The 24,245-nt window shown below is 54.8% G+C and carries 20 protein-coding genes; 18 read left to right on the plus strand and 2 right to left on the minus strand.

Annotated features, from left to right (window positions below; genetic code table 11):
* The first annotated feature begins 47 nt into the window (after positions 1-47).
* Complete coding sequence (locus tag AFK67_RS08940; RefSeq protein ID WP_038883793.1) at positions 48-713, plus strand: DUF2268 domain-containing putative Zn-dependent protease; 666 nt, start codon at positions 48-50, stop codon at positions 711-713.
* Between the two features lie 33 nt (positions 714-746).
* On the opposite strand, the gene AFK67_RS08945 is transcribed toward AFK67_RS08940, so the two are convergent.
* Positions 747-1,127 carry a winged helix-turn-helix transcriptional regulator gene (locus AFK67_RS08945; protein WP_007725231.1) on the minus strand — a complete coding sequence of 127 codons (381 nt, stop codon included), beginning with the start codon at positions 1,125-1,127 and terminating at the stop codon, positions 747-749.
* A gap of 165 nt (positions 1,128-1,292) precedes the next feature.
* On the opposite strand from AFK67_RS08945, the gene AFK67_RS08950 reads away from it, so the two are divergent.
* Positions 1,293-1,748, plus strand: a complete 456-nt coding sequence (locus AFK67_RS08950; protein ID WP_007725245.1) for a nuclear transport factor 2 family protein — start codon at positions 1,293-1,295, stop codon at positions 1,746-1,748.
* Positions 1,749-1,794: 46 nt separating this feature from the next.
* Here AFK67_RS08950 and AFK67_RS08955 read toward each other — a convergent pair whose 3' ends face one another.
* The gene (locus tag AFK67_RS08955) at positions 1,795-2,199 is read right to left on the minus strand and encodes a cell envelope integrity TolA C-terminal domain-containing protein (RefSeq protein WP_007725249.1); all 405 of its coding nucleotides are present in this window, start codon (positions 2,197-2,199) and stop codon (positions 1,795-1,797) included.
* 355 nt (positions 2,200-2,554) lie between these two features.
* Here AFK67_RS08955 and AFK67_RS08960 point away from each other — a divergent pair, with 355 nt between their 5' ends.
* The 16 genes from AFK67_RS08960 to AFK67_RS09025 all read left to right on the plus strand — a co-directional run bounded on the left by AFK67_RS08960 (position 2,555) and on the right by AFK67_RS09025 (position 24,175).
* Positions 2,555-3,232, plus strand: a complete 678-nt coding sequence (locus tag AFK67_RS08960) for a Fic family protein (protein WP_032967389.1) — start codon at positions 2,555-2,557, stop codon at positions 3,230-3,232.
* Positions 3,233-3,878: 646 nt separating this feature from the next.
* On the plus strand, positions 3,879-4,376 hold the full coding sequence (gene tssB, locus AFK67_RS08965) for a type VI secretion system contractile sheath small subunit (protein WP_053532886.1): 498 nt from the start codon (positions 3,879-3,881) through the stop codon (positions 4,374-4,376).
* A gap of 32 nt (positions 4,377-4,408) precedes the next feature.
* Positions 4,409-5,953 carry a type VI secretion system contractile sheath large subunit gene (gene tssC, locus AFK67_RS08970; RefSeq protein ID WP_038884965.1) on the plus strand — a complete coding sequence of 515 codons (1,545 nt, stop codon included), beginning with the start codon at positions 4,409-4,411 and terminating at the stop codon, positions 5,951-5,953.
* A 14-nt stretch (positions 5,954-5,967) separates the two neighbouring features.
* Positions 5,968-7,317, plus strand: coding sequence for a type VI secretion system baseplate subunit TssK (gene tssK, locus AFK67_RS08975; protein WP_007715551.1), 1,350 nt, complete (start codon positions 5,968-5,970; stop codon positions 7,315-7,317).
* A complete protein-coding gene (gene tssL / locus AFK67_RS08980; RefSeq protein ID WP_007715547.1) occupies positions 7,314-8,000 on the plus strand; it encodes a type VI secretion system protein TssL, short form in 687 nt (228 codons plus the stop codon). Before tssK ends, tssL begins: the two co-directional genes overlap by 4 nt.
* A 1-nt stretch (position 8,001) precedes the next feature.
* A complete protein-coding gene (locus tag AFK67_RS08985) occupies positions 8,002-9,657 on the plus strand; it encodes an OmpA family protein (protein ID WP_038883761.1) in 1,656 nt (551 codons plus the stop codon).
* Positions 9,658-9,923: 266 nt separating this feature from the next.
* Positions 9,924-12,281, plus strand: a complete 2,358-nt coding sequence (locus AFK67_RS08990; protein ID WP_038883758.1) for a type VI secretion system Vgr family protein — start codon at positions 9,924-9,926, stop codon at positions 12,279-12,281.
* Positions 12,282-12,290: 9 nt separating this feature from the next.
* Complete coding sequence (locus tag AFK67_RS08995) at positions 12,291-14,660, plus strand: glycoside hydrolase family 19 protein (protein WP_038883755.1); 2,370 nt, start codon at positions 12,291-12,293, stop codon at positions 14,658-14,660.
* Positions 14,647-15,501, plus strand: coding sequence for a hypothetical protein (locus AFK67_RS09000; protein ID WP_032966964.1), 855 nt, complete (start codon positions 14,647-14,649; stop codon positions 15,499-15,501). The genes AFK67_RS08995 and AFK67_RS09000 overlap by 14 nt, the downstream gene beginning before the upstream one ends.
* 439 nt (positions 15,502-15,940) lie before the next feature.
* A complete protein-coding gene (locus AFK67_RS21730) occupies positions 15,941-16,246 on the plus strand; it encodes a pesticin C-terminus-like muramidase (protein WP_071602737.1) in 306 nt (101 codons plus the stop codon).
* Positions 16,247-16,612: 366 nt separating this feature from the next.
* The gene (locus AFK67_RS09005; RefSeq protein WP_038883752.1) at positions 16,613-16,990 is read left to right on the plus strand and encodes a lysozyme inhibitor LprI family protein; all 378 of its coding nucleotides are present in this window, start codon (positions 16,613-16,615) and stop codon (positions 16,988-16,990) included.
* A gap of 536 nt (positions 16,991-17,526) precedes the next feature.
* Complete coding sequence (locus AFK67_RS09015; RefSeq protein ID WP_038883773.1) at positions 17,527-18,273, plus strand: hypothetical protein; 747 nt, start codon at positions 17,527-17,529, stop codon at positions 18,271-18,273.
* 46 nt (positions 18,274-18,319) lie between these two features.
* The gene (locus AFK67_RS22795) at positions 18,320-19,006 is read left to right on the plus strand and encodes a hypothetical protein (RefSeq protein ID WP_134792913.1); all 687 of its coding nucleotides are present in this window, start codon (positions 18,320-18,322) and stop codon (positions 19,004-19,006) included.
* Between the two features lie 306 nt (positions 19,007-19,312).
* Positions 19,313-19,576, plus strand: a complete 264-nt coding sequence (locus AFK67_RS21735) for a PAAR domain-containing protein (protein ID WP_007718625.1) — start codon at positions 19,313-19,315, stop codon at positions 19,574-19,576.
* Positions 19,577-19,578: 2 nt separating this feature from the next.
* Positions 19,579-20,787 carry a KPHS_23130 family T6SS system protein gene (locus tag AFK67_RS09020; RefSeq protein WP_007718627.1) on the plus strand — a complete coding sequence of 403 codons (1,209 nt, stop codon included), beginning with the start codon at positions 19,579-19,581 and terminating at the stop codon, positions 20,785-20,787.
* Positions 20,780-24,175: an ImcF-related family protein gene (locus AFK67_RS09025; protein WP_038883748.1), complete on the plus strand. Its 3,396-nt coding sequence runs from the start codon at positions 20,780-20,782 to the stop codon at positions 24,173-24,175. Before AFK67_RS09020 ends, AFK67_RS09025 begins: the two co-directional genes overlap by 8 nt.
* Positions 24,176-24,245: the final 70 nt, after the last annotated feature.

Genomic DNA, 24,245 nt, shown 5'->3' on the forward strand with positions numbered 1-24,245 from the left:
TGGCCTTTCTTGTTAAGGTTGCCGCTCACCCTAAAGGAGACGCTACGATGGAGCGCTGGACACTACACTGGCTGCAGGCGCAGGGCGATTCAGGCGATTACCGCGACCGCATAATTGATGAGACGACCGCCGCCTGCGAGACGCTGGCGACAGTGATGACGCCGCCCCGGCTCGATATTCTGGTGCATCGCGCGCCCGGTCTCGTTATCCCGGAGATTGGCCTTGCGGGCCGCGCGTATCACGGCGCGCTTTTCAGTATGGGCATTGACCCTGATAACCCGCATCTCCCTTCCTCACTGACTGACGGCACGCTGCGCAGGCAGATCCTGCATGAAGTTCATCATTGTCTGCGGATGGCCGGGCCCGGCTACGGCTGGACGCCTGGCGAAGCGCTGGTGAGCGAAGGGCTCGCGGGGCAGTTTGTCGCCTGGCTGATGGGCAGCCCGCCGGAGCCCTGGGAGCGCGCGCTTGACCGCGCCGCCTTAACCGCCGCGCCAGTAAGCGTCGCCGCGCTGGGTGGCGTCCCCTACGACCATGCCGCCTGGTTTTTCGGCACCGGCGCGCTGCCCCGCTGGTACGGCTACACGCTGGGCTACCACATGGTCGGCGCATGGCTTGAGGAGGTCGGCACGCCTGACGCTGAACGGTGGGTGACGGTGTCGGCGCAGGAGGTTATCGGGGCCGCACGTCGCCACGGTTTACTGGGCGATTAGCGGGCGGTAATTGTCAGCGCCGCCGTTACGTGCTTATGACGGTTTCTGTTCGTGATGCAGACGGCGAGCCTGGCAGATACGGGCGTGGTTTTCATCCGCCCACTGCACGAGCTTTTGCATAGGCTCCAGAAAGGAGCTGCCGAGCGCGGTGAGCTGATATTCGACTCTCGGCGGCACTTCCGGATAGACCGTCCGGCTGATATAGCCATCCATTTCTAGCCGCTTGAGCGTGCGCGACAGCATCTGGCGCGAAATATCGCCGATTTCCCGATTCAGCTCGTTAAACCGCACCGTGCGCCCCGCCAGCGCCTCAAGGATCAGCAAACTCCACTGATCGCCAATCTGATTGAGGACATCGCGTATCGGGCAGGGCTGCCCGTATTGGGCGATATCGTCACGTTCGTTTTTCGTCATGCTGGTGCGTTAACCCCGCGTTATTAGTCACATTGGTGTGACTGAGTCAGAAAATAATGACCTCTTGTTGAGGTCCCGGAGGCACTGTACCATCCGTGCCCGTTAAGGTCTATTTTCGTGACCAGGTATGAAAAGACAACTTTTAAGGACATCAGGAGAGCACCGATGAAAAAGACAATGGCGGGTTTATTGATGGCGGCGAGTCTGCTTACAGCGAATGGTGCTGTGGCGTCTGCGCGGCAGAGCGACGTTGAAGAGGCCAATCGTCAGCGTGTTATCACGTTCTACGATCGATTCTTCAATCAGCATGACACCGCAGCGGCGGACGTGGTGGCGGATGACTACCGTCAGCACAATCCGGATGTCCCCGACGGTAAAGCGCCGTTTGTTAATTACTTCAGCGGATTTTTCCGCGATAACCCGCAGTCGCGCGCGAAGGTGATCCGCAGCGCGGCCGATGGCGACCTGGTCTGGCTGCAGGTCCATTCGACTAACGGCAGTCACGATCGCGGGCAGGCCGTGCTGGATATTTTCCGGGTGAAAGATGGCAAAATTGTCGAACACTGGGACATCATTCAGGACGTGCCGGAAAAGGCGGCGAACGCGAACACGATGTTCTGAAACTGATGCGCCGTGGCAGATAACGCGGCGCGAAATACGCTTACGGTCAGGGTTGTCCCTGCATATCCCAGCGCGCCGATCCCATATCGTTATATACGCGATCGTCAGTAAAGGGCGGGAAGGCAGCGCGCCCGGCGGCCTCTTTCAGCGCCTGACAATAAGCACGGTCGCCATCCTTAATAATAAAATTGACCAGACGGCCATCTTTCTCGAAATCAAGATGGACGGTGCAGCGCTTGCCGTTCCAGGCATGCGGTTTGGCGAGCGCCGCATCCAGCGCGGTTTTAATACCGGCCGCCTGCCTGCCGTAAATGTCTTTATCCTGGACGCGCCCCGTATTTTTATAAATGCACGGATCAAGCGCGCGCGTTTTTTTACACCCCTCAGGCGAGAGCGGGGCGCAGCCTGCGACAGTCGCGGCCATCAGCATCACCAGCAGCAGTTTTTTCATGCTAATTCCATTTAAAAGTTAAAGGTCATGAGAAGGGCTTCGCCTCCAGTATGCCATGCGTGGTAAACGCGCGTGAGCCGCATCGGATGCCCCTACTATTTATAAGGGGGACGGCGGCGTCATCCCTCAGCGCGGTCAGCGCGTGCCGATATGGCGTGCGGTTTGGTCATGATCTAAGGCCGGAGATAGTCACGTCATTATGAGGATTATCTGAAACTTGCGGATCGCGGCAGCGTTAAAATATTTTGCGGCATATATCCGGGCAGAACCTGCGCAGGCACGCAATACTGAAAGTCTTTTTATTCGTTCCGTCAGCGGAACGCGCGATTGCCGGATCAAAGATGAGGAACATCTGATGCTGAAACCCAGCGATTATTCTAAAGCCGACGGTTATAACGAACTGTCTCACGCTATCGGCAGCGGCCCGGCGGACCAGCTTATCGCGCACACCGTGCGCGCGCTGGACGTCCAGGACAAAGAGATGCTCGGCGTTTTACTGAAAGTGGAGTGCAAAAAGCTGGCGCGCCTTGCCGCGCACTTCGAGCGGCTGAGTCCGGCGCATCCTGGGGCTGCCGCCGCGCCGCAGTCGCAGGAGGAGATGATAAAGGAAGCGGCGCAGTGGATTGCCGGGGCCTCGAACTCGGCGGCCATTTCCGCGCCGCTTATCACCAGTTATCTCTCGCACTACCTTAACTTTGATTTTTCCATCTCCTCTATCGCCGATGTCGACGAGCTGCACCGCCGCGTCGCGCCGAACGCCAGCACCACGCCGCGCGGTATTGTGCCAAACGACACGCCGGTGCCATCCTCTTTCTCCGGGCGCGCGTTGTTCAGCCAGCAACTGGCGAAAAGCGCCGTCTCTGACCGCTCGCCGCTCTATCCGCAGTGTCTTTACGCCTGGATAACCGGCTGGCATCCGTTCCCGGACGGCAACGGCAGAACCGCGCGCGCGGCGTATGCGATTACCGCCATCCGTAACGGGACATGGCGTCCGCTAACCAAAGCGGATGAAGATCGGCTGAGTGGCCTGTAACCGGTAAAAGCGCACGGGCGTGAAGGTGATGATGCCCGTCCGTTTTGACAGATACCGCCAGGTTAGCGGTGGCCTTTTTTTATAGTCGGTGCCCGAATAAAAAAGGCGGGGCATTGTTTATCTGCACCTTACGCTATTCGCCGAACACCAAACTCCTAATGATAATAACTAAAATATCAATTGAGTCAGTCAATATTGTCATGAGTCCTGAGGGTGTTATTTTTAATTGATTTTATTATTCTCGTGATATTTCAGTGTGGAATATATTGGCGTGATGAATTTAATAATTCCCTGTGGCGAAGAGATGAATTTCCCCGTGATGATGTCTGATTCAGGACGCCATTTTTTATTATCAGATACAGTAAAAAAGAGTCTTGTAAGCCATTTTTTTCTGGCTCGTCAGCAAAGGCGCGGAGCGTGCGGCTTTGCCTGCGCTACGCTATTTGTGATTGATTTTTTATTTTGAAATGCTGCGTAACATATATAGGAATCGGGCCTCTTGTTTAGCCTGCTTTCGTGCGTAACATACTCCAGATAATTATTTTTAACTGCCTTTAAGGATCCGGCAAAGAAGGTGACAGGGATTGTCGCTGATGTTCCCTGTGCTTTCCGCCAACGTCAGGTTGCTGTTATGAGGGAACATGCTATGTCTGGTTCATATCAGGAAGAAATTCCGAAAGCCCGCATTAATTTAAAATTAAGCCTGCATACCGGCGGCGCGCAGAAAAGCGTTGAGCTGCCGCTGAAGCTGTTAGTTACCGGCGATTTCAGCAACGGTCAGGAAAACCGGCCGCTGTGCGAACGTAAAAAAATCGACGTCAATAAAAACAATTTTGACAGCGTGCTCGGCGAATTTGCGCCCGCCGTCAGCCTCGCCGTTGAAAATACGCTTGCGGGGGACGGGCGCGAGGAAAATATCCGCCTGTCGTTTCGCCGGATGAAAGATTTCGAGCCGGAGCAGGTGGCGCGACAAATTCCCCCGCTCAACGCCATGCTTGCGATGCGTAATCTGCTGCGCGATCTCAAATCGAATCTTCTCGATAACGCCACCTTCCGCAAAGAGCTGGAAACCATTCTTAAGGATCCGGCGCTGAGCGAAAACCTGCGCGCGGAACTGGCGGCCCTGGCCCCGAAACACGCCTGAGGCGGACCGGGTAATACGGATCAACGAGAGAAATGCTGATGTCTGTTCAGAACACCCCTTCTTCTGCCGCCGGCAGTGCGCCGGCGCGCGACACCACGGGCAGCGTGTACGCCTCGCTGTTTGACAAAATCAACCTGGAGCCGGTCACGTCCCTGGGCGATATCGACGCCTGGCAGGACAGCCAGAGCCTGGCCGACGCCTCCGCCGGCGAGCGCGTGACCGCCGCGGTGCAGGTTTTCCTTGAGCGCCTGAAGCGCGCCGGCCAGCAGGTTGACCGGCTCGACAAAACGCTGCTCGATCACCACATCGCCGACCTTGACTGGCAAATCAGCCGCCAGCTCGACGCGGTGATGCACCACCCGGCGTTCCAGAAGGTGGAATCGCTGTGGCGCGGCCTGAAACATCTGGTGGACCGCACCAATTACCGTCAGAACGTGCGCACCGAAATTCTGGATATTGCCAAAGAAGATTTGCGCCAGGATTTTGAGGACGCGCCGGAAATCGTCCAGAGCGGCCTCTACTGGCACACCTACACGGCGGAATATGACACCCCCGGCGGCGAGCCGGTGGGCGCGGTGATTTCCGCGTATGAGTTTGACGCGAGCGCGCAGGATATCGCGCTGCTGCGCACGATTTCGAAGGTCTCGGCGGCGGCGCACATGCCGTTTATCGGCGCGGCCGGCCCGGCGTTCTTCCTGAAAGAGAGCATGGAGGAGGTGGCGGCCATCAAGGATATCGGCAACCACTTCGATCGCGCGGAGTACATCAAGTGGAAGGCGTTCCGCGACACCGATGACGCCCGCTACATCGGTCTGACGCTGCCGCGCGTGCTGGGCCGCCTGCCGTACGGCCCGGACACCGTGCCGGTGCGCAGCTTTAACTATGTGGAGGCGGTGAAAGGCCCGGAACACGGGAAATACCTGTGGACCAGCGCGGCGTTCGCGTTCGCCGCCAACATGGTGAGGAGCTTCATCAGCAACGGCTGGTGCGTGCAGATCCGCGGCCCGCAGGCGGGCGGGGCGGTGCAGGACCTGCCCATTCACCTCTACGATCTGGGCACCGGCAGCCAGGTGAAAATCCCGTCGGAAGTGATGATCCCGGAGACGCGCGAATTTGAGTTTGCCGGGCTCGGGTTTATTCCGCTGTCGTATTACAAAAACCGCGACTACGCATGCTTTTTCTCGGCGAACTCGGCCCAGAAGCCGGCGCGCTACGACACGCCGGACGCGACGGCGAACAGCCGCATCAACGCGCGGCTGCCGTACATCTTCCTGCTGTCGCGCATCGCGCACTACCTGAAGCTTATCCAGCGCGAAAACATCGGCACCACCAAAGACCGGCGTCTGCTGGAGCTGGAGCTGAACACCTGGGTGCGGAGTCTGGTGACGGAAATGACCGACCCGGGAGACGCGCTGCAGGCGTCGCACCCGCTGCGCGACGCGAAAGTGGTGGTGGAAGATATCGAGGACAACCCCGGTTTCTTTCGCGTGAGGCTCTACGCGGTGCCGCATTTCCAGGTGGAAGGCATGGACGTCAGCCTGTCGCTGGTGTCGCAGATGCCGAAAGCGAAAGCCTGACGCGCGGAGGTGTCATGAAAATCTATCGACCCTTGTGGAACGAGGGGGCGCTGCTGTCCCCTCAGCAGTTCCAGCAGCAGTGCGCATGGGAAGCGTTCACGAATGCGGGTATCTCGGCGCTGTCATCACCGTTTCCGTGGGGGGTGGAGAGTGTCGAACTCGATGACGAGCTGCTGTCTGCCGGGCGGATTCAGGTGCGTCATCTTCGCCTGTGGCTGCCCGACGGCACGCTGGTGGATACGCTTAACAGCGATTTACCGCCGCCGCCTCGCGAACTCCACCCACATGAGCTGGCCGGTCAGGAGAGCATTACCGTGCTACTGGCTCTGCCGCTGATGCAGCCGGGCATCATCAATGTTCAGACGGCCGATTCGGTCGCTGAACGGCCATTACGCTATCGCGAAGAGTGGGTTTCACTGCCCGATGCGTTTGGGCCTGAAGAGGAATCGGTCGCGGTGGCCCACTTCAATCTGGCTTTACGGTTTGGCCATGAAAGTAATGAGGCCTGGCAGACGTGTCCTGTCAGCAGGCTTATCCGTGACGGGCAAGGCGGCTGGCGTCAGGATGCGAATTTTATTCCGCCTGTAGCGCTGTTCTGCGCCAGCACGATGTTGCGTGAGCGACTGGTGTTGCTAAACCGTCAGCTGCGTTCCCGACGCCTGCGGCTGATGTCGATGCGCCGTGAAAGTAACGAGCGGCTGGCAGATTTCGCCGTCGCTGACGTGTCGCTCTTCTGGCTGCTCAACGCCCTTAATTCACACGCGCGCGTACTGAGCGAATACGAACGCTTCCCGGCTCGCCATCCTGAGCAGGTCTGGGCTGAACTGGCAAGGCTTGCAGGCAGTATGCTGACATTTTCACTCGAACATGACCTCGACGTTATCCCCGGCTACGACCATAAAGAGCCGGAAAACACCTTCCCACCGCTGTTTGATCTCATTACCGGGTTACTGGAGGCCAGTCTGCCTTCACGGGTCATCGCGCTGCCTATGACCCGCCTTGATGACCAGACATGGAAAACCACGCTGCACGATATGCGCCTGCGTGAGGAAGCCGACTTCTACCTTTCCGTTCGTTCCGATATTCCCGCCTGGCAGATTGCCGAGCGCTTCCCTGAACTGTGTAAAGCCGGGTCGCCGGATGAGGTGAACGCCATTTCGGTCAGTGCGCTGAACGGGATATCGCTTATCCCGGTGACGCGGGTGCCAGCAGCATTGCCGGTGCGTCTGGAAAATCACTACTTTGCGCTGGATATGGAGAGCGCGGCGGCGCGCGACATGCTGGAGCAGGGCGTCTGCATGTTCTATGTGCCATCCCTGCTGGGCGCGCTCGACATTGAACTCTTTGCGGTGCTGCGCTCATGAGACAAGAAATTGATATCGATAACCTGATGGCCGACACCTGGCTTACCGTCACCCTGTTGCGCTACGGCTCTCCGGTGCCTGACGGCGACGCGCTGTATAACCACTGCTGCGCTCAGGTTGAGGCGGTGCGCGACGCGCTGCAACAGGTGGGTTATGACGACGCCAGTATCGCGCATATCTCTTACGCGCAGTGCGCGTTGCTGGATGAAACGGTAATGAACCGTAAGCCAGCCGTGAATGAAGAGGGAGAGATACGCGTCAGCGACGAAGGCTACAAAGCGTGGCGATCGGTTCCCCTGCAGGCCCGTTATTTTGGCTCATTAAACGCGGGAGAAGTTATGTGGGATCGCATCGCCGAAGTGTTGCGCCAGCCTGCGCCGTTATTGGCCGTGCTTATCTGCTATCACCGCGTACTGTCGCTCGGTTTTCAGGGACTTTATGGGGTGAAAACCGTCAGTCAGACTCAGCGCGAGGAGACACTAAAGGCCCTGAGCGCGCGGGTTCCACCGCTACAGACGGATCTCTCACTGATCGTCCGCGGCGCTAAAAAACGACGTTTTAACCTTTTGCGCTCGGTCGGGTTCTGGATCGTATTAACGGTGATAACGACGGGTATTGTCTGGTGGAGCGGACATCTCTGGCTTCAGGCACTCCTGTCAGCCCAGTTCGGGGGGGTGCATTAAAATGCGCCAGCCGCTCGTGGTTTCCAGTCTCCTGCCTGCGCTCATCAGCCTTACCGCGCTACTGTGGCTGCTGTGGTCGTTTATTCCTTTGCCGTTAGCCATCCGGGGGCTGATAACCGTCGTGATGGTGGCCGTCGCCTGCCAGCTAGTGTGGACGACGCGCCGGAGAAGGGCGTCGTCGTCAGAGGCGACCACGGTTGCCGCGTTACTTTCTGACTCGCACAAGGGCCCGGTGGTGCTGGTGTGTGGGGATGGGCTGGACGCGCTTTTTCCCACGCAGCCGGTTCGTCATACGGCTCAGGGCGCCTGGCTACGCGCCGGAAATGCCGGTGAGCTCTGCGCGCTTGTGCGGGAGCTACAGACTCACCGATCGGCTCTGACCGGCCAGCTTGCGGTGATGTATTGCTGTCTGGCGGATAAACATAACGATGAAGCTGTATTTCGTGCCGGGCTTAAAAGCCTGCGCCAGCAAATCCGCCCGTTAACATCGCTCACAGGTTTTGCGCTGCCAGTACTGCTCGATTGCCGCTTCTCGGGGCCAGATACGCCGTGGGTCATTGTGCATAGCAATCACCCTTTTGTTTGCCCTGAAAACGCGCCGCAGGCATCGCTTGAGGAGTGGCAGCAGACGGCCAGTAATCTTCTCGCGCTTCCTGTGCTGAATGAAGCGGTGGCGTTTATTCGCCAGGTGGTCATGGATGAACTGACCAAACTCGATCGCCTGTTTCCGCCTGTGCATCCCTTTGCGGTGGCGTTCCGCACAGGTGGCGTCGCCTCTGACCGGGAGGCGCTGTGGCCGCAGTGGTTATACCGGCGCAGCCGTTTGCATTGGCCGGGCGTTGCGCATCGCGGTACGTCGGCGCCGCGGTTTGCCGACCCGCTGCTCGCGCTTCTCTCGCCCTGTACGGCACCGCTTCAGGGCGGGAAAACGCCCTGTCGGGTCATCATTTTGCTTTTGTGCTGCGTGCTGTCTGCGCTGGGTTTCTCGATTGCCAATAACCAACGGCTCATTGCGCGCATCGGCGGCGATCTGGCGCGCTGGAACGCTGTCCCCATGACGCACTATGCGCCTAAAGCCCGGTTGCTTGACGTTCTCCGGCAAGACGCGCTGCTTCTGGAGCGCTGGCAACGGCAGGGGGAACCGGTGCGTTACGGGCTCGGGCTATACACCGGCCCGCGTCTCTGGCTCGCCTTACAGCAGGCAATCGATACGTATATTCCGCCGCCAGCACCGCGCGATCCCGCGCCTCACACCGTCCGCCTCGACAGTCTTTCGCTCTTTGATACCGGCCAGTGGGCGCTGAAACCCGGCTCCACAAAGGTGCTGGTAAACGCCCTGGTGGGCATCAGGGCGAAGCCCGGCTGGCTGATTGTGGTGGCGGGCCACACCGATGATGTCGGCGACGAGCGCGCCAACCAGCAGCTGTCGCTCAAGCGCGCGCAAGCGGTGCGCGACTGGATGCGCGACACCGGCGACGTGCCGGAGCGCTGTTTTGCGGTGCAGGGCTACGGAGAAAGCCGCCCGGTCGCCAGCAACGCCACCGCAGAGGGACGGGCGCTGAACCGCCGCGTTGAAATTCGTCTGGTGCCGCAGGCGGACGCCTGTCAGGCGACAGGCGATACCCCCGCGCCGCCTCAGAGGGAGGGCGCTGGTTAATAAGACAGAGAGAGCGTCAGTTGGTGGCATTTATTGCGCGTCGAGGAACGCGCGCACCACCGCCTGACGCCCCGGCTGTCAGCAAACCGTCTGTTTTTGTTGCAAAGCCTCCTGCGGGCGGCTTTGCAAAAACCTGAATCCCCCGACCCTGTGCGCTACGGGTAACAGCGACGGGCGGTAGCATGCCCGAAGGCAGCTGCTGAAATACGCCCGCGCCGCCTGCGGGCATGGTCGCAGGGTTCGACCGATGTTAAAGGAGAGCGAAGATGAGTGATGTCATTATGGATAAGGCCGCCGCTCAGACGGCGCAGCTTCTGGGGCAGTCCCGTTACCGGGTGGATGTTCATGGATGCAGTGACTTTCTGGATGTGCTGAGTTTCCGTGCCGAAGAGGCCCTGAGCGCGCCCTGGTGTTACGACATCGCGCTGACCTGTGAAAATGCCGATATCGCTTGTGAATCGCTACTGTTAAAACCCGGCGCCTTTACATTCCAGACTCCGCGCTTCACCGGCGCGCCTGCCACAGATGTGCGCGCCGTTTACGGCGTGGTGCAGTCCTTCCGGCGGGTTTCCACCTCGGCCGATGAGACCCGTTATACCCTGCGCCTGGTGCCGCGTATCGCCCTTCTGCACAACACCAGGCGCAGTGAAATTTACCTTAACCAGTCGGTCGTTGAAGTGGTGGAGAGCGTGCTGCGCCAGCATGAACTTGAAGGGGCAGATTTCGAATTCCGCCTGTCGCGGGAATACCCGCCGCGTGAGCTGATTACCCAGTGGCGGGAAACGGACCTTGAGTTCGTACAGAGGCTGCTCGCGGAAGTGGGGATTTTCTGGCGTTTTGATATGGACAGCCGCCTTGAAAAGGAGGTGCTGGTTTTTCTGGATTCTCAGGCGCACTACCTGCCAGGCGTCACGCTCCCGCTGCGTCATCCGGCGGGGATGAGCGACAGCGGCCAGGAGAGCGTCTGGGGTCTTCATACCGCACATCAGGTGGTGAGCGCCAGCGTCACCACGCGAGACTATAACTATCGCGAGGCGCTGACGCCCCAGGACAGCTCAGCGTCTGTCAGCAGCGCGGACGGCATGACCACCGGCGAGGTATATCATTATGCCGAACCTTTTCTGAATGCTGGCGTTACCGACAGCCCGGAGACCGGCGCGTATTATGCCCGCCTGCGCCATGAACGCATTCTCAACGGACAGTCCCGCATCGCCGGGCGCAGCACCAGTCCGCTTCTGGCGCCCGGACAGCTGCTGGAAACCGGGGGCAGCCTGCCCGATGCAATGAAAGAAGGCGTCGTCATTACCCGCGTTCGCAGTCGGGGTTCGCGTAAGAGCAGCTTTCTTCTGACGTTTGAGGGGATCCCGTACCGTGAAACGGTCTGTTATCGCCCGCCGCTGATAAAGCGCCCGGTCATCCCGGGCACGCTACCCGCCCGCGTCGAGAGCGCGCAGAAGGGCGACATCTATGCCTGGCTGGACGGCACCGGGCGTTACCGGGTGAAGCTTGATTTCGATCGCCGCGACCGCGAGCAGGGCTGTGCGTATCTGTGGCTGCGGCTGGCAAAGCCCTATGCGGGAGATAATTATGGCTGGCACGCGCCGCTGCTGGACGGTACGGAAGTGTCCGTAGCTTTCGACAGCGGCGACCCTGACCGTCCGTACATCGCCCACGCGCAGCACGACTCGGCCCACCCGGACCACGTGACGCGCGACAACCACACCCGCAACGTGCTGCGCACGGCCGCGAACAACAAATTACGGATGGAAGACCGGCGGCAGGAGGAGCACATCAAGCTCGCCACCGAGTTCGGCAAGAGCCAGTTAAATCTGGGGCATCTGGTGGACGCGCGGCGTCAGGCGCGCGGCACCGGCTTTGAGCTGCGCACGGACGAATACGGCGCGGTGCGGGCGGCGAAGGGGATATACCTGTCGGCGCACGAGCAGCTGAAGGCGCAGGGGCCGGTGCTGGAGATGTCGGCCGCGCTGAAGCAGATAACCCGGGCCAACCATGAGATGCAGGCGCTGAATAACGCGGCGAAAGCGGCGCGGGCGCTGACCGGCGATATCGGCACGCAGGTGAAGCTGGCGCAGAACCGGCTGGCGCAGCTGCAGTCTGCGGTGGTGCTGGCGAGCGCGCCGCAGGGCGTGGCGCTGAGCTCAGGCGAACATCTTCAGCTGACGAGCACGCAGAACACGATGATAAACGCCGGTCAGCATCTGGACCTGGGCGCAGTGAAAAACCTGTCCGTCGCCGTGGAAAAGGCGCTGGGCCTGTTTGTGCACAAGGACGGCGCAAAGCTGGTGGCCAGGCAGGGTGACGTAAAGCTCCAGGCGCAGAACAACACAATGGCGCTGTTTGCACGCGACCGGTTCAGCATCATCAGCAACGAAGATGAAATCGTTATCAGCACGCCGGAGACGCTGACGCTGAACGGCGGCGGCTCGTACCTGAAGCTGAGCAAAAGCGGTATTGAGCACGGGTCGCGGGGCGACATGCTGATGAAGGTGGCGACGTATCAGGTGACGGGGACGGGGGCTTCAGTGGAGAGTGTCAAGGAGACGTTCGGGAAAACCTCGCAGGCGCCGGTTCAGCCATCGCGGCGCAACCGATTTTCACGATAAGGAGACATCATGAGGATCAGTTACCCCATCAGGGACACGGACGGCCAGGTGTTTCGTTCGGTGGATGACGTGATGCGGCTGGTGGACGGCGAGGCGCACGGCACCTGGCTTCTGGGCGCCAATGACCTCTGGCATGGCGGCATTCATATCAGTGATATTTCTGCGCCGTTTTCGGCACTGAACCCCGACGCCCTGAACACCGGCGATCCGGTGCCGCTGGCGTTTATGACGGACGGCACGATTGTGGCGTACCGGTTAAACCACGCATATCTGACCGCGCCGTACTGCGGGCAACCGCTGCGGTACAGCAGCAGCTTTGTGCTGGTGAAATCGGTGTGTCAGCCCGACCCGCAGAATGAAAAAAGCTGGCTGACGTTTTACTGCCTGTATATGCATCTGGCGCCGGTGGCGGACTATCCGTCGTCCCCCTGTTACAGGGTGCGTGAGGGGCATGACGGTATATCGCTACGTAAATATACTCCCGGCCAGTACGGTCTGCCGGAGGGGGCACAGGACGAGGCCGGGGCCTGTGCGGCGCCGCCGAAAACGAAAAAGCGTCTCAACGCCGGCGACCGCGTTGTGGTTGCCCGGACGGGGCGTTTTGTTGTCACGAAGGCGGGCAAAGCCACCCTGACCACCTTTGGCCTGGCGCGGTTACTGAACGGGGATGTGCCGGGACAGGCGCAGTACTGGGTGACGCTGGACGCGGAACTGATGGAGCCGGACGGCGAGCTCAGGGCGCTGATGCCGGAATGGATGCAGAAGGCTGTTCAGCAGGGCGCGTCTGATACCGTGGTGCTGACGAATGAAAAGGAGGAGTGGAAAGTCAGCGCTGGCGCGCCGGTGGGGTTTATGGGATGTACGGAATCGCCCTCAGAGCGCACCGCGCGGGTGGATAAAGAATGGTTTGTGCATCTGGAAGTGCTGAGCGCCGACAGCAGAATGCCCGCCTTTCTGACCAACCCGGAAAAAGTGGACGGGGAGATAACGTGGCTGCGGGTACCAAAGGGCAGGGCGCTCTCTGTTCGCGAGGAGACGGAGGCAGAGCCCGTCTTTACCGTCACCACGGCCCGGACCGGCGCGGAGTGTCTTCTTCCGCAGGAAGCCGCAGCATCAGTCGAAGACGCTGCGAAAACGCGGTGGTACGACGTGACCGGGGGCGGCTGGCTGGCACAAACCGATGTCGAAGAAATCAGGCAGTACGAGCTGGCGAAGCAGGGTTTTCAGCCGCTGGAAGAAGCGGGCGGTGGGGATATGATGAACAGCCCGTATGAAGGCTGGGTCCCGCAGGCATTCGGGGAGATAAGCCGGTCAGCAGAGCAGGGGGCGGATTATCAGTACGGCCTGGTGCCGCCATTTTATCGCGACCTGATGACGGAAATGGACGGAAACCGTGACGGAAAAGTAACGGCGGATGAGATCCGGCAGGCGCTGACGGTGCGTGATCCGCTGGTGAGAAATGTGGTGAACCGTCTGGTGGTGAAACATCACAGCGAGTGGTGCAAAGGGCGTTCATCAGGCCGCTGGGAAGGGTTTTACAAAGAGCTGGATCCGCTTGAGATGGCGTACTGTGAGAAATGGCAGGCGGATCTGGAGTGGATGAGTCGGGTACCGCCCTTCGATAAGGATGAAGCTGTCTGGCATTTTCATCCGGTGGTGTTTTTGGAAGCTATTAGAAAAAATAAAAAAGGAATTACACGAGATATGCTCAGGGAAATTTGGTCTGATCCTCAATGCGCATCGGACGCTGTACTCGATACTCTTGCTGCAGAATTCACAAGTAATCTAGAAAAGTGTAATATTAATACTAAGGAAAGACTTTATCATTTTTTTGCCCAAATCTATCAGGAGGTTGGGCCAGCCTTTAATTTGAGTGAGGGGTTTAATTATAGGCCGGAAGTGCTTATAGGTAAGTTTAAGTATTATCGTGATCATCCTGAAGAAGCCAGTAAGGATGGATATATTCCAGGTAGGCAGTCAGCAAATAAAGAAAACATTGCTAATAAAGCCTATGGGGATAGAGAAGGGAATGGTGACATAAATAGTGGAGATGGATGGAGATATCGCGGAAGAGGAATGAAACAATTAACCTTTAAAAATAATTACAGGTCTTTTACGACATATCACGAAAAAGTTTGGGGAGAGTCTGTTAATTTTGAGAGTAATCCCGATTTTTTGATTGAGCCAATTTATGCAGCCAGATCGGCTTTGTACTTTTGGGATCACAATGATTTATATAGCAGAGCCGATAATGGGATTAGCAGGAGTGTGTCAGATTCTATAACAAGAATAGTTAATCTTTATGATAATCATTACGCTGACAGATATAATAATCTCATTAACTTTTTACAAAAGGGAGTTTTTAATGAAGTTTTTTAATGTGATCTTACTGTATGCTTTATTTTCATATCGATTAGCGTATGCAATAGACTTTAAATTATATCCATCTAATCAAAGTGGAGGTGTGAATTATTTTTCATTACAGATAACGAATGCGAAAAAGGTTAGGAATATTGATATTGCGCTTGAAGGTAATGCTAACAACGTTAAAGATGAGCAAAACTATACATTCTCTTGTCAGTGGGGAAAAGCATTCGGGATTAGATTAAGGATGGATTCGTCTTCCTCTGATGGGGTGTTGTTATTTGATAACATATATTTCTTTGATAACGACTTGAACTTAATTTTCGCGAAATCCTACAGTAGTGCTAATAAAGATTGGGCTGATCCTTTTAACCTGGCAAATGCAGTATGCAACCGTGGCAGTAATGGTTTAAAAGTTGATCCTACCACCCGGCGGGAATATATTGTTGATTACGAGGCAATTGAGCAAGGGCCTTATGTTTTGAAGAGGGTCAAAGATGTTTCCGTAAAATATATAAGAAGCGATTTGCTAACGTTTATACGTGAAGATAAGAATGGCGAGATGATTATCGATGTGATAGATAATTATCACAACATGGCCCCGGCAATTTGCACCCTTTTTTTCATGAAGTTAAATTTAAAGATGAATATCATAACTCTCGTATCATGGGGGGCGGGGAGGGATAAACGTTATAAAGTATACGGGTATACTTATGATGAAAGTGGGAATATCTTTGTTAACAAAGAGTTAGGCGGCGACATCAATTTGTCAGGCTATGATAATGAGCAACATACTTTCAAGTATAAAAATGCGAATTCTATCAAGCAATACGTAATTAAAAAATATTCGCGCTAAATATCTAACATTTTGTTGTTTTAAAAATTTTTAAATCGATGATCACTTTGTAGCGGCCGGGATTGAATTTTTATGCCGCAAGCGAAGACAACGCCACCCTCAACACCTTTGCCGCGAACCCGGGCGGAGTACTTCTCCCACAGGAAGCAACAATGTCAGCGGAAAATACGACAAAAACACGGTGGTACAACATGAACGGGGGCGGCTGGCACGAGCCGAAATGGAAGAAATCAGGCATTACGAGCTGGCGAAACAGCGGTTCCAGCCTTTAGAGGAAGCGGGCGGTGGAAATGTGATGAACAGTCCGTATGAAGCCTAGGTTGTGCAGGCATTAGGGGGGATAACCCGGTCAGCAGAGCTGGGCGCAGATTACTAGTTCGGTCGGGTACCGCCCTTCGATAAGGATGAAGCTGTCTGGCATTTTCACCCGGTGGTGTTTATGAAGGAATTAGGTAATGATGAAATGGATCTTAAATGGCTTACAGTTCCTTTTGGCCAGTTAACATTCGATTCAGAAGGGAGCGATATAGAAGATAGTCTCTACTTTTCCAGACGTCCACATGTTCCTAATAACAAAAGTACTGTTATTGGCAGATCAGGTGTTACATTTGGCCGAGGTTTGGATCTAGGTCAGCAAACAACTACATATTTAGAGTTCCTTTCACAAGAAATGGAAAAACATTCACAACCATTGTCGGCATCGCTTAAAATTTTGCTGCCAAGAGGCGTGGAAACAAGGTATTGAAACTCTCTCATACTTTAATAATTTAAGTCCTTTCAAATGAGCAAGCGCTTACACGAAAACAGCAGCACTTCCTTTTTAAAGCAGTGTATTAATACCAACATAAAGTAATTAAGAGGGTTTTATTAAAAGGTGTGGATATTGACAATGTGAAGGTGACGGCTGAACTTGATAATTTTGAACAAAAAATTCAAGATGTTTTGATTGATTTAACCTTCAGAGGAGATAACTGCCCTTCAACAAGAAGATTTTCATTAATGATTTAAATCAGGGAGAGCAAGCCTTTAAAAATAATATATCAGATGTGCGTTTGCGAACTATTTTCGGTGTACCACTTGAGCGATTTAATGCAAGGAAGGATTATTTATAATGAAGGTCTTATTGGGTGTGGTTTTTAATAGTCTCTTTTTAATATGTTATGCTGCGCAAGCGGCGTCTTCTGATTACGAACAGGAATATTATAGAAAAATCAATGGCGACTATTTAATGGCTGGCAAAGAGCTTAATCATATCTATATAATTCAGCTTCAAGAATATAAGAAAGAAGGTGCGAAATTTTATGGGCAAGCACAATCTCGCGATGTTTATCTGAAAAAATCCCAGCTAGCCTGGATTAAGATGAGAGATGCGAGCTGCGACTACGAAACATATGAATCAAGGACAGGTGCAGGGTTTGCAGCTATATATGAAAAATGCCTTTTGGATAAAACAAATGAGAGAATAAAATATTTAAATTTAAACAATTAGAGTGATTTTATTTATGTGGTGGCTGTGGTTTGTAATGAACTTCTAAATGTTTTCTTACGCGAGAATAAACCAAGAAAGTATTCATGTGAGAAAATTAATGGGAGAATAAAACACGCAGATGAAATTTCAATTGCTGACAGAGTATATGCTAATAGATTAGGTAATGAAAATATTTCTTCAAGTAATGGAAGTAAATAAAGAGGCAGGGGAGGAATCCATCTTACCGGTAAAGTTAATTATGAAGATGTTTCTGATCATTATAAAGAACACTGGAGCCCAAGTGTAGATTTTATTGAGAATCCCACTGAGTTAGAAAAGGGTGTTTATTGTGCGCGTTCGGCTGTTTATTTTTGGCTTCGAGAGGAACTTTATGGGATTGCTGACCAGAGCGATACTGAAGTGATTGTGGATAAAATTACTGCTAAGGTTAATTTGCATACTGATAGTTATGAAAAAAGAAGAGAGCATTTCAAAAATATTAGAGAAGAGAATGTTTTTAAGGATGTTTTTTAGTCTCATGTATGGGTGGTATATTTATGAATGCAACGCTAAACGTTATTTGTTTTTTTGTAATGCTATTATGCATGCCGGTTCGGGCTAATCAGATGTTATATGATGTAAACAATTATCAGGGCTCCATTGGGCCATATTTAATCCATTTGTCATTGCAGCATTATAAATTTAGTAACGACATTAACATTGAAGGTAGTTACTATTACGATAATCATAACACCCCTATCCCATTATATGGAGTTCAGGCCGCTGATAAATTATGGTTATGTGAGGTTTCGGGTAAATATGATTTCGAGAAATTTATTGTACAGGGTGAGAAGTATGAAGCTAAGAATTGTCCCATGAAACTAGTTAAAAATATTGATGGATTAGGTGGTTTATGGGAAGGGGGAGGGGCCAAATTGTTAATAAATTTAAAAAAAGTTAGTGATCTGCATGATGGGGTTTTAAGGGGTGACGCGAGCGAACTTGAAATACCTTTTTGGGGGAATACAAAAAAACATATTTTCATAGGTCTTTATGAAAAAGACAAGAACGGCGTCGTAATTAATAAAATTAATGTCATTGAAAAAGATAGTGGCAAAAAGATTCAGGTTATCGACCCTGGGTTATACGGTTGTGACTTTGGCTTCTTTATGACATCAATCTTTCAAAACGTAGAAAAAGAAGGCTTGAGCATTCTCTTAAATTGTAATAGCTATGGGCCTGATGTAAATGTTGTCTATAGCTTTAATAAGCGCAAATCAATTTACATTGCTCAACTAAAATAAACTCTATTAAAATTACAACCTAATTATGATTAAGTGTGAATATATAGTGTCGGCAATAGTTGGCACGATGGTTAGCGTAAATGTTTTGGCTGAAACTTGCAATGCTAATACTTGCAGTGGATATGAAATGCCAATGTCAGCGAGGAAGTTTATTTCATCAGGATACTCCGAGGTCAAAATCAAATCCTTGCTAAAGGATAAGTTTTTGTTTTTAGGTACCAATGGAGTTGTGAATAAATGCTATGTTTTATTCGGGATTGAAAATAATAAAATTAATAATTTTCCTTCAATTGGTCAAGAGGGAAATTTTTGTAATATTTCCAATACAGATGATAGAATTATAAGCACATGGCGAGATCAGGGTGTTTGGAATAGCAATGTATACAAGGTTGATGCTACAGGTAAAAGGGTTTTATTAATTAATGACAAGTGTTCGGATTGTTTAGAGGTCAAGCGAAGATATTTTAATAATGGCATGCTTGTAAGAAAATCTATTTTGTCAGGTGGTGATGATTACTTGTCCCGAAAGCAGCTTGTCGGGTATGTACTAAAAGAAAAAGTTTGCTTGTATAAAAATCCAAGTGGAAATCAGAATTCAAAAGCGTACCTTGTGAAAAATGATTCCTTTAACTTGATTGATATGTCCGATGATGGTTTTTATTATCAAATAGAATACAAGGCTCTGTCGGGGGAATGTCGTTATATTGGATCAAAGCTGATGATTTTAAAATAAAAAAATAACATTGGGTGTTTTTATAAAATCAGATAAATAATTTTGCCGTTTTATTGCGACCTGATGACGGAGATTGACGGCGACCGTGACGGAAAAGTGACGGCGGATGAGATCCGGCAGGCGCTGATGGTGCGTGATCCGCCAGCTACCCCAAACCAACATAAAAGAAACTCATCAGCACCCGTAACCAAAACGCTATCAACCCCGTTAATGAATAACACAGCCTCCAGGAAACACCCCGGCTCGCTAAATACCAGAAACCCACCCTCCCAAAAAGCTAAAAACCTTAAAGAGGACATTACCGCGATGTTACCCATTATTCGTAAAGGCGATAAAACCACCCACGGTGGGGCGGTTGTTACTTGCTCGTCGACAATGAAATTCGGCGGGATTGGCGTTGCCAGAAAAGGGGATAAAGTCTCCTGTCCCGTTCCCGGACACGGGATGACGGTGATTATTGAGGGCAATCCCCGTTACCTTGATAACGGCATTCCGGTCGCGTTTCAGGGGCATAAATGTGCCTGTGGTTGCAGTCTCATCAGTTCATTTGTTCCCGCGAAGGTGGCCTGATCATGCCCGTCTGGCTGGATGCTGTACCCAAAAAAGCGCCATTCGCTAAACGGCCGGTAACGCGCCGCTGGTTGCTGTTGCTCGCGATTTTTATGCTGACGGGGGCGGTGATGACGTTCTGGAACTGGCCTTCCGCACGCGCCGGTGTTGATTTCTTGTCTACCGCGCTTGGTCTGCCTCTCTGCCTGTGGGGTTTTATCTTCTGCCTGCGCCGTATCGGTTACAAGGCGGAACAGCGGGCGATTTGTGCCCGAAATGAGGAGCGTGAAATTCTGCTGGCCGATGAAATCCGTCGCGGACAACGGTGCGCCTGGATTCTGGGGAGCACGGTAGAAACTGCCGCAGGAAAAGAAGCCGTCAGGCTGCTTGATGTTATGGCGCGCGCCCTGCCTGTACCGGCGCTTATCGCGTCGCGCGGGGGCGGGGCGGCGGTTCGCTACGCTGCGCTGTCCGACTATCAGGCTGATTTGTCGAAAGCGCTGGATGGCGCGCTCGCAAAAATTTCAGCATCGGTTACGCGGGTCGCAGCGCAATTGCCACCGGGCATTCCCTGCTGGTTGCTGATTGATGGTGATGAGGAAATAGCCGTTCAGCTGAGCGCATCGGCTAAAGAAAGTCTCGCCGCCAGTACGCGGCAAAACTTTCATACACTTTCGGGGACGGGGATGGCGGCATTGGACTGCTGGCTGGATTGCCACTGGGATACCCCTTCGCTTCTGGTCGCCATTACCCTGTCGTTTCCCTCAGCACCGCAGAATGGCGGTGCGGATGCCGTGACCGCCGCCATCCTCAGCAATCGTAAAGCCAGAGCGTTCCCGGACGCCATCCAACTGCATCGCCCGCAAAAGGGCCGCCCCGCTACGCTTACCGACACACTCGCAAAGGCGCTGCTGTGGTCAGGGCTTCCCGCGCAATCGCTTCGCGGCGCCTGGGTGACCGGGCCTTCATTGATAGCCGGGGCTGAATGGAATACCGCCTGTGAAAAAAACGGCGTGACGTTCAGCCTTACCGGGGAAAACACATCGCTGGATCCGGTGCTGGGCTATGCCGGAAAAGCGTCAGTGTGGCTTGCGATCGCAATGGCGCAGGCCGCGTTCGATGCGCGTGGTGAACAGGTTGTCGTCGCACAGCCGGTCGCTGATAACGATGAAATGTGGGTTGTCGTTCTTTCCCGTCAACATGGAATAAAGGAAACGCCAGGGAATGTCTAAGGTAAAAAAAGGATCGCTGATTGGCGCCACAGTGGCCGCTTTGCTGTTTCTGGAAGCGATAGTCGCTTTTCTTCTGTACGCCTGCCCGCAGTGGGTGGCCAGCCATACCGGCGCAGGGCCCTTTGACGGCCCGCGTATCCTGACGGTCTGCTCGCTGCTGGCTTTCGTCATGATCCTTATGGGGTGGCTTATCGATAAAGCCTTTGAATATGCGGGCAGAGCGGGGCTACGGCTGGAGTGGGGGAAAAATAAAACGCAGGCGGCGCGGCAGGAAGAGGAAATATTACCAGGCCCGGACGATAACCCCGATGCTGTTTTCAGTGAAGCCCCGGTCATTGAGCACCTGCGGATACGGTATGGGCGATTCTGGCGGCGCAGAGTGCGTGTTTTGCTGGTGACTGGCGCGGTCGACGACATTCACAAAGCGGCACCGCGGCTCTGTAGCGAGCTGTGGCAGGAGGGCGACGGCAATGTCCTGATTTACGGCGGCGACGGGCTTTTGCCCCAGGAGGCGTCATTCCTTCATGCGCTGCAACGTCTGGGCGCCCGTTGTCCGCTCGACGGCATTATCCATGTGCTGAACAGCGAGCAACTCCCGGGAGAAACAGAGCGCGATGCGTTTGCCCGCTATCGTCATCAGGCCGCGCGTTTACTTGGCTGGCAGGCGCCGGTCTGGTTATGGCTGACGGATGAGGCGCGATGGCCGCAGGAGGCGCGCAAGGATCCCGCCATGGCCATGCTGTTTGGGCCAGACGCCACGACAGAAGACGCGATGAGAACGCTTGAAACGCTGACGCCGCGGATGCGCCAGGTCGGTATCGCGCAGATGCTGGCCGAGCCGCGGCATGATGGTTTAGTGCATCTGGCCTTCCGGCTGCAGGGCGAGCTGAAATCCCGGCTTGGCGCATTGCTCGAAGGGTTGATGCGCGGGCCTTGCGCTTGCCGGTTACGCGGCGTGCTGTTCAGCCCGTCGCTTGTAACCGCAAGCCACAGCGCGCTTGCGCATACCCGCTTGAATTCGCCTGCCTGGCAGGCCGTGGTGGATGACTGCGCGCAGGCGCGTCCGAAAAAAACGGGCCTTGACAGGCTGCGGGCAGCACAGCTTTTTTTACTGGCTTTAGCGGTGTTGTGGGGCGGCGGAACGCTGCTGTCGCTTGGCATTAACCGTACCGATATTTATCTCGCGCAAAGCACCGCCAGCACTGCCGCCGATACCCGTTTGCCGCTTTCGCAGCGCCTGCGAAATCAGCTGGTGCTGCAGCAGACCATCGCGCGGTTGCAGTTCAGGCAGGCCACCGGCGCGCCCTGGTACTCCCGCTTTGGGCTGAATCTGGATCAGGCCCTGCTGGCGTCGCTCTGGCCGCTGTACGGGCACAACAATGCCCTGCTGATGCGGGATGCGATGGCCGCGCAACTTCACCAGCAACTGGATGCCTTTGTTCGTCTGCCGCCGGTCAGCAGGGCCAGAGCAGAGGGCGCGCCACGCGCCTATGACCTGCTGAAAGGCTATCTGATGCTGGCGCAGCCAGACAAAGTACAGGCGGACTGGTTTGCCCGAACGATGCCGGGCCTCTGGCCAACACGTGAAGGCGTGAAGGATGGCCTGTGGCGCGAGCTGTCGCCAAAACTGCTGGCGTTTTATGCGCAGAATCTTCCGGCGCACCCGGCGTGGAAAATCAGACCGGATGCCGAGCTTGTCGGCACGGTCCGCCAGATCCTGCTGAAACAGATAGGGCAGCGAAACGCCGAAGCGGGGTTGTATCAGGAGATGCTCAAACGTATCGCCAGCAACTGGCCGGATTTACAGCTCGCGGATCTCACGGGTGATACCGATGCCTCCACGCTCTTCACCACCGACGAAGTCGTGCCGGGAATGTTCACCCGCCAGGCCTGGGAAGAACAGGTGCAAAGCGCCATTGATGACGTGGTGAAATCCCGCCGCGATGCCATTGACTGGGTGTTGACCGATAAAGATCGCCTGCCGGATAACGATATTTCGCCGCAGGCGCTGAAAGCGCGCCTCACGGAGCGCTACTTCACCGATTTTGGCAATGCCTGGCTCAGTATGGTTAACAGCATCCAGTGGATCGAGGCGGGATCGTTATCGGAATCTATCGCTCAGTTAACCCTGCTGGCCGATGTGCGCCAGTCTCCACTGGTCGCGCTCATGAACACGCTGAATTATCAGGGGCAGACCGGCCAGAAAACCGAGGCGCTGGCGGATACGCTGGTGGATTCCGCCAAAAAGCTGATTGGCAGTCAGAGCGCGAAGCCGTTTCTTAAACAGGCGCAGGGGCCGCAAGGACCGCTGGATAGCGTCTTTGGCCCGTTGACGGGGTTGCTGGAAGGCAAAGACGGCGCGGGGGCGAGCGGTAATCTGAGCTTCCAGTCCTGGCTTTCCCGCGTTACGCAGGTTCGCCTCAAGCTTCAGCAGGTCACCAGCGCACCCGATCCCCAGGCGATGGCGCAGCGGCTGGCGCAGACGGTATTTGAGGGGAAAGCTATCGACCTTACGGACACCCGCGATTACGGCAGTCTGGTCGCGGCCAGTCTCGGCCAGGAATGGAGCGGCTTTGGACAGGCTCTGTTTGTGCAGCCGCTGGATCTGGCCTGGCGTCAGGTGCTGGCGCCAGCCGCCAGTGGTCTTAACGAACGCTGGAAAACCACCCTCGTTCAACAATGGAACACCGCCTTTGCCGGACGTTATCCGTTCAAAGCGACCGGTAGCGATGCCTCATTGCCGGTACTGGCGCAGTTCCTGCGCCCTGATTCCGGGCGCATCGCGACGTTCCTGAAAAACAACCTCGGCGGAATTTTGCATCAGGAGGGCAACCGCTGGGTGGTGGATCCTTCCGCAAGCCAGGGCATGACCGTGAACCCGGCGTTTCTGGACGCGATTAATCAGCTGGCCGCTATTGCGGATACGGTTTTCGCGCAGGGTGATGCTGGCGTGCGTTTTGAACTGATGGCGCGCCCGTCACGCAATATTGCCCGCATGCAACTCACCCTGGACGGGCAAAAGCTCGACTACTTCAACCAGATGGACAGCTGGCGCGATTTTGTCTGGCCAGGAGAGACCTGGTATCCGGGCGTCAACCTGAGCTGGCGTACCGTCACCAGCGGGATGCAGCTTTACAGCAATAACAGCGGGAAGTGGGGCTTTATTCGGCTGCTGGGTAAAGCGCACGTCACGCCGCTCGACAGCAGCCGCCTGCAACTGGTGTGGCTCACGCCACAAGGGGATCCATTGAAATTTATTCTGCGTACTGAACTGGGTGATGGACCGCTCGCGCTACTGAAACTGCAGGGGTTTCGGCTGCCTGAAACGATTTTCAGCGAGGAAGATATAGCCCCTTCGCAGGACGAGCCCGCGCAGGATGCCGAATAAAGGCGCGCCCTGTTTCTCCCGCCCCCCTTCATACAACGCGTCATGGCGGGGCCGGGGACGCGCTGACTTC

It is taken from the genome of Cronobacter dublinensis subsp. dublinensis LMG 23823 (assembly GCF_001277235.1).
In the GTDB taxonomy this organism is placed as follows: Bacteria; Pseudomonadota; Gammaproteobacteria; order Enterobacterales; family Enterobacteriaceae; genus Cronobacter; species Cronobacter dublinensis.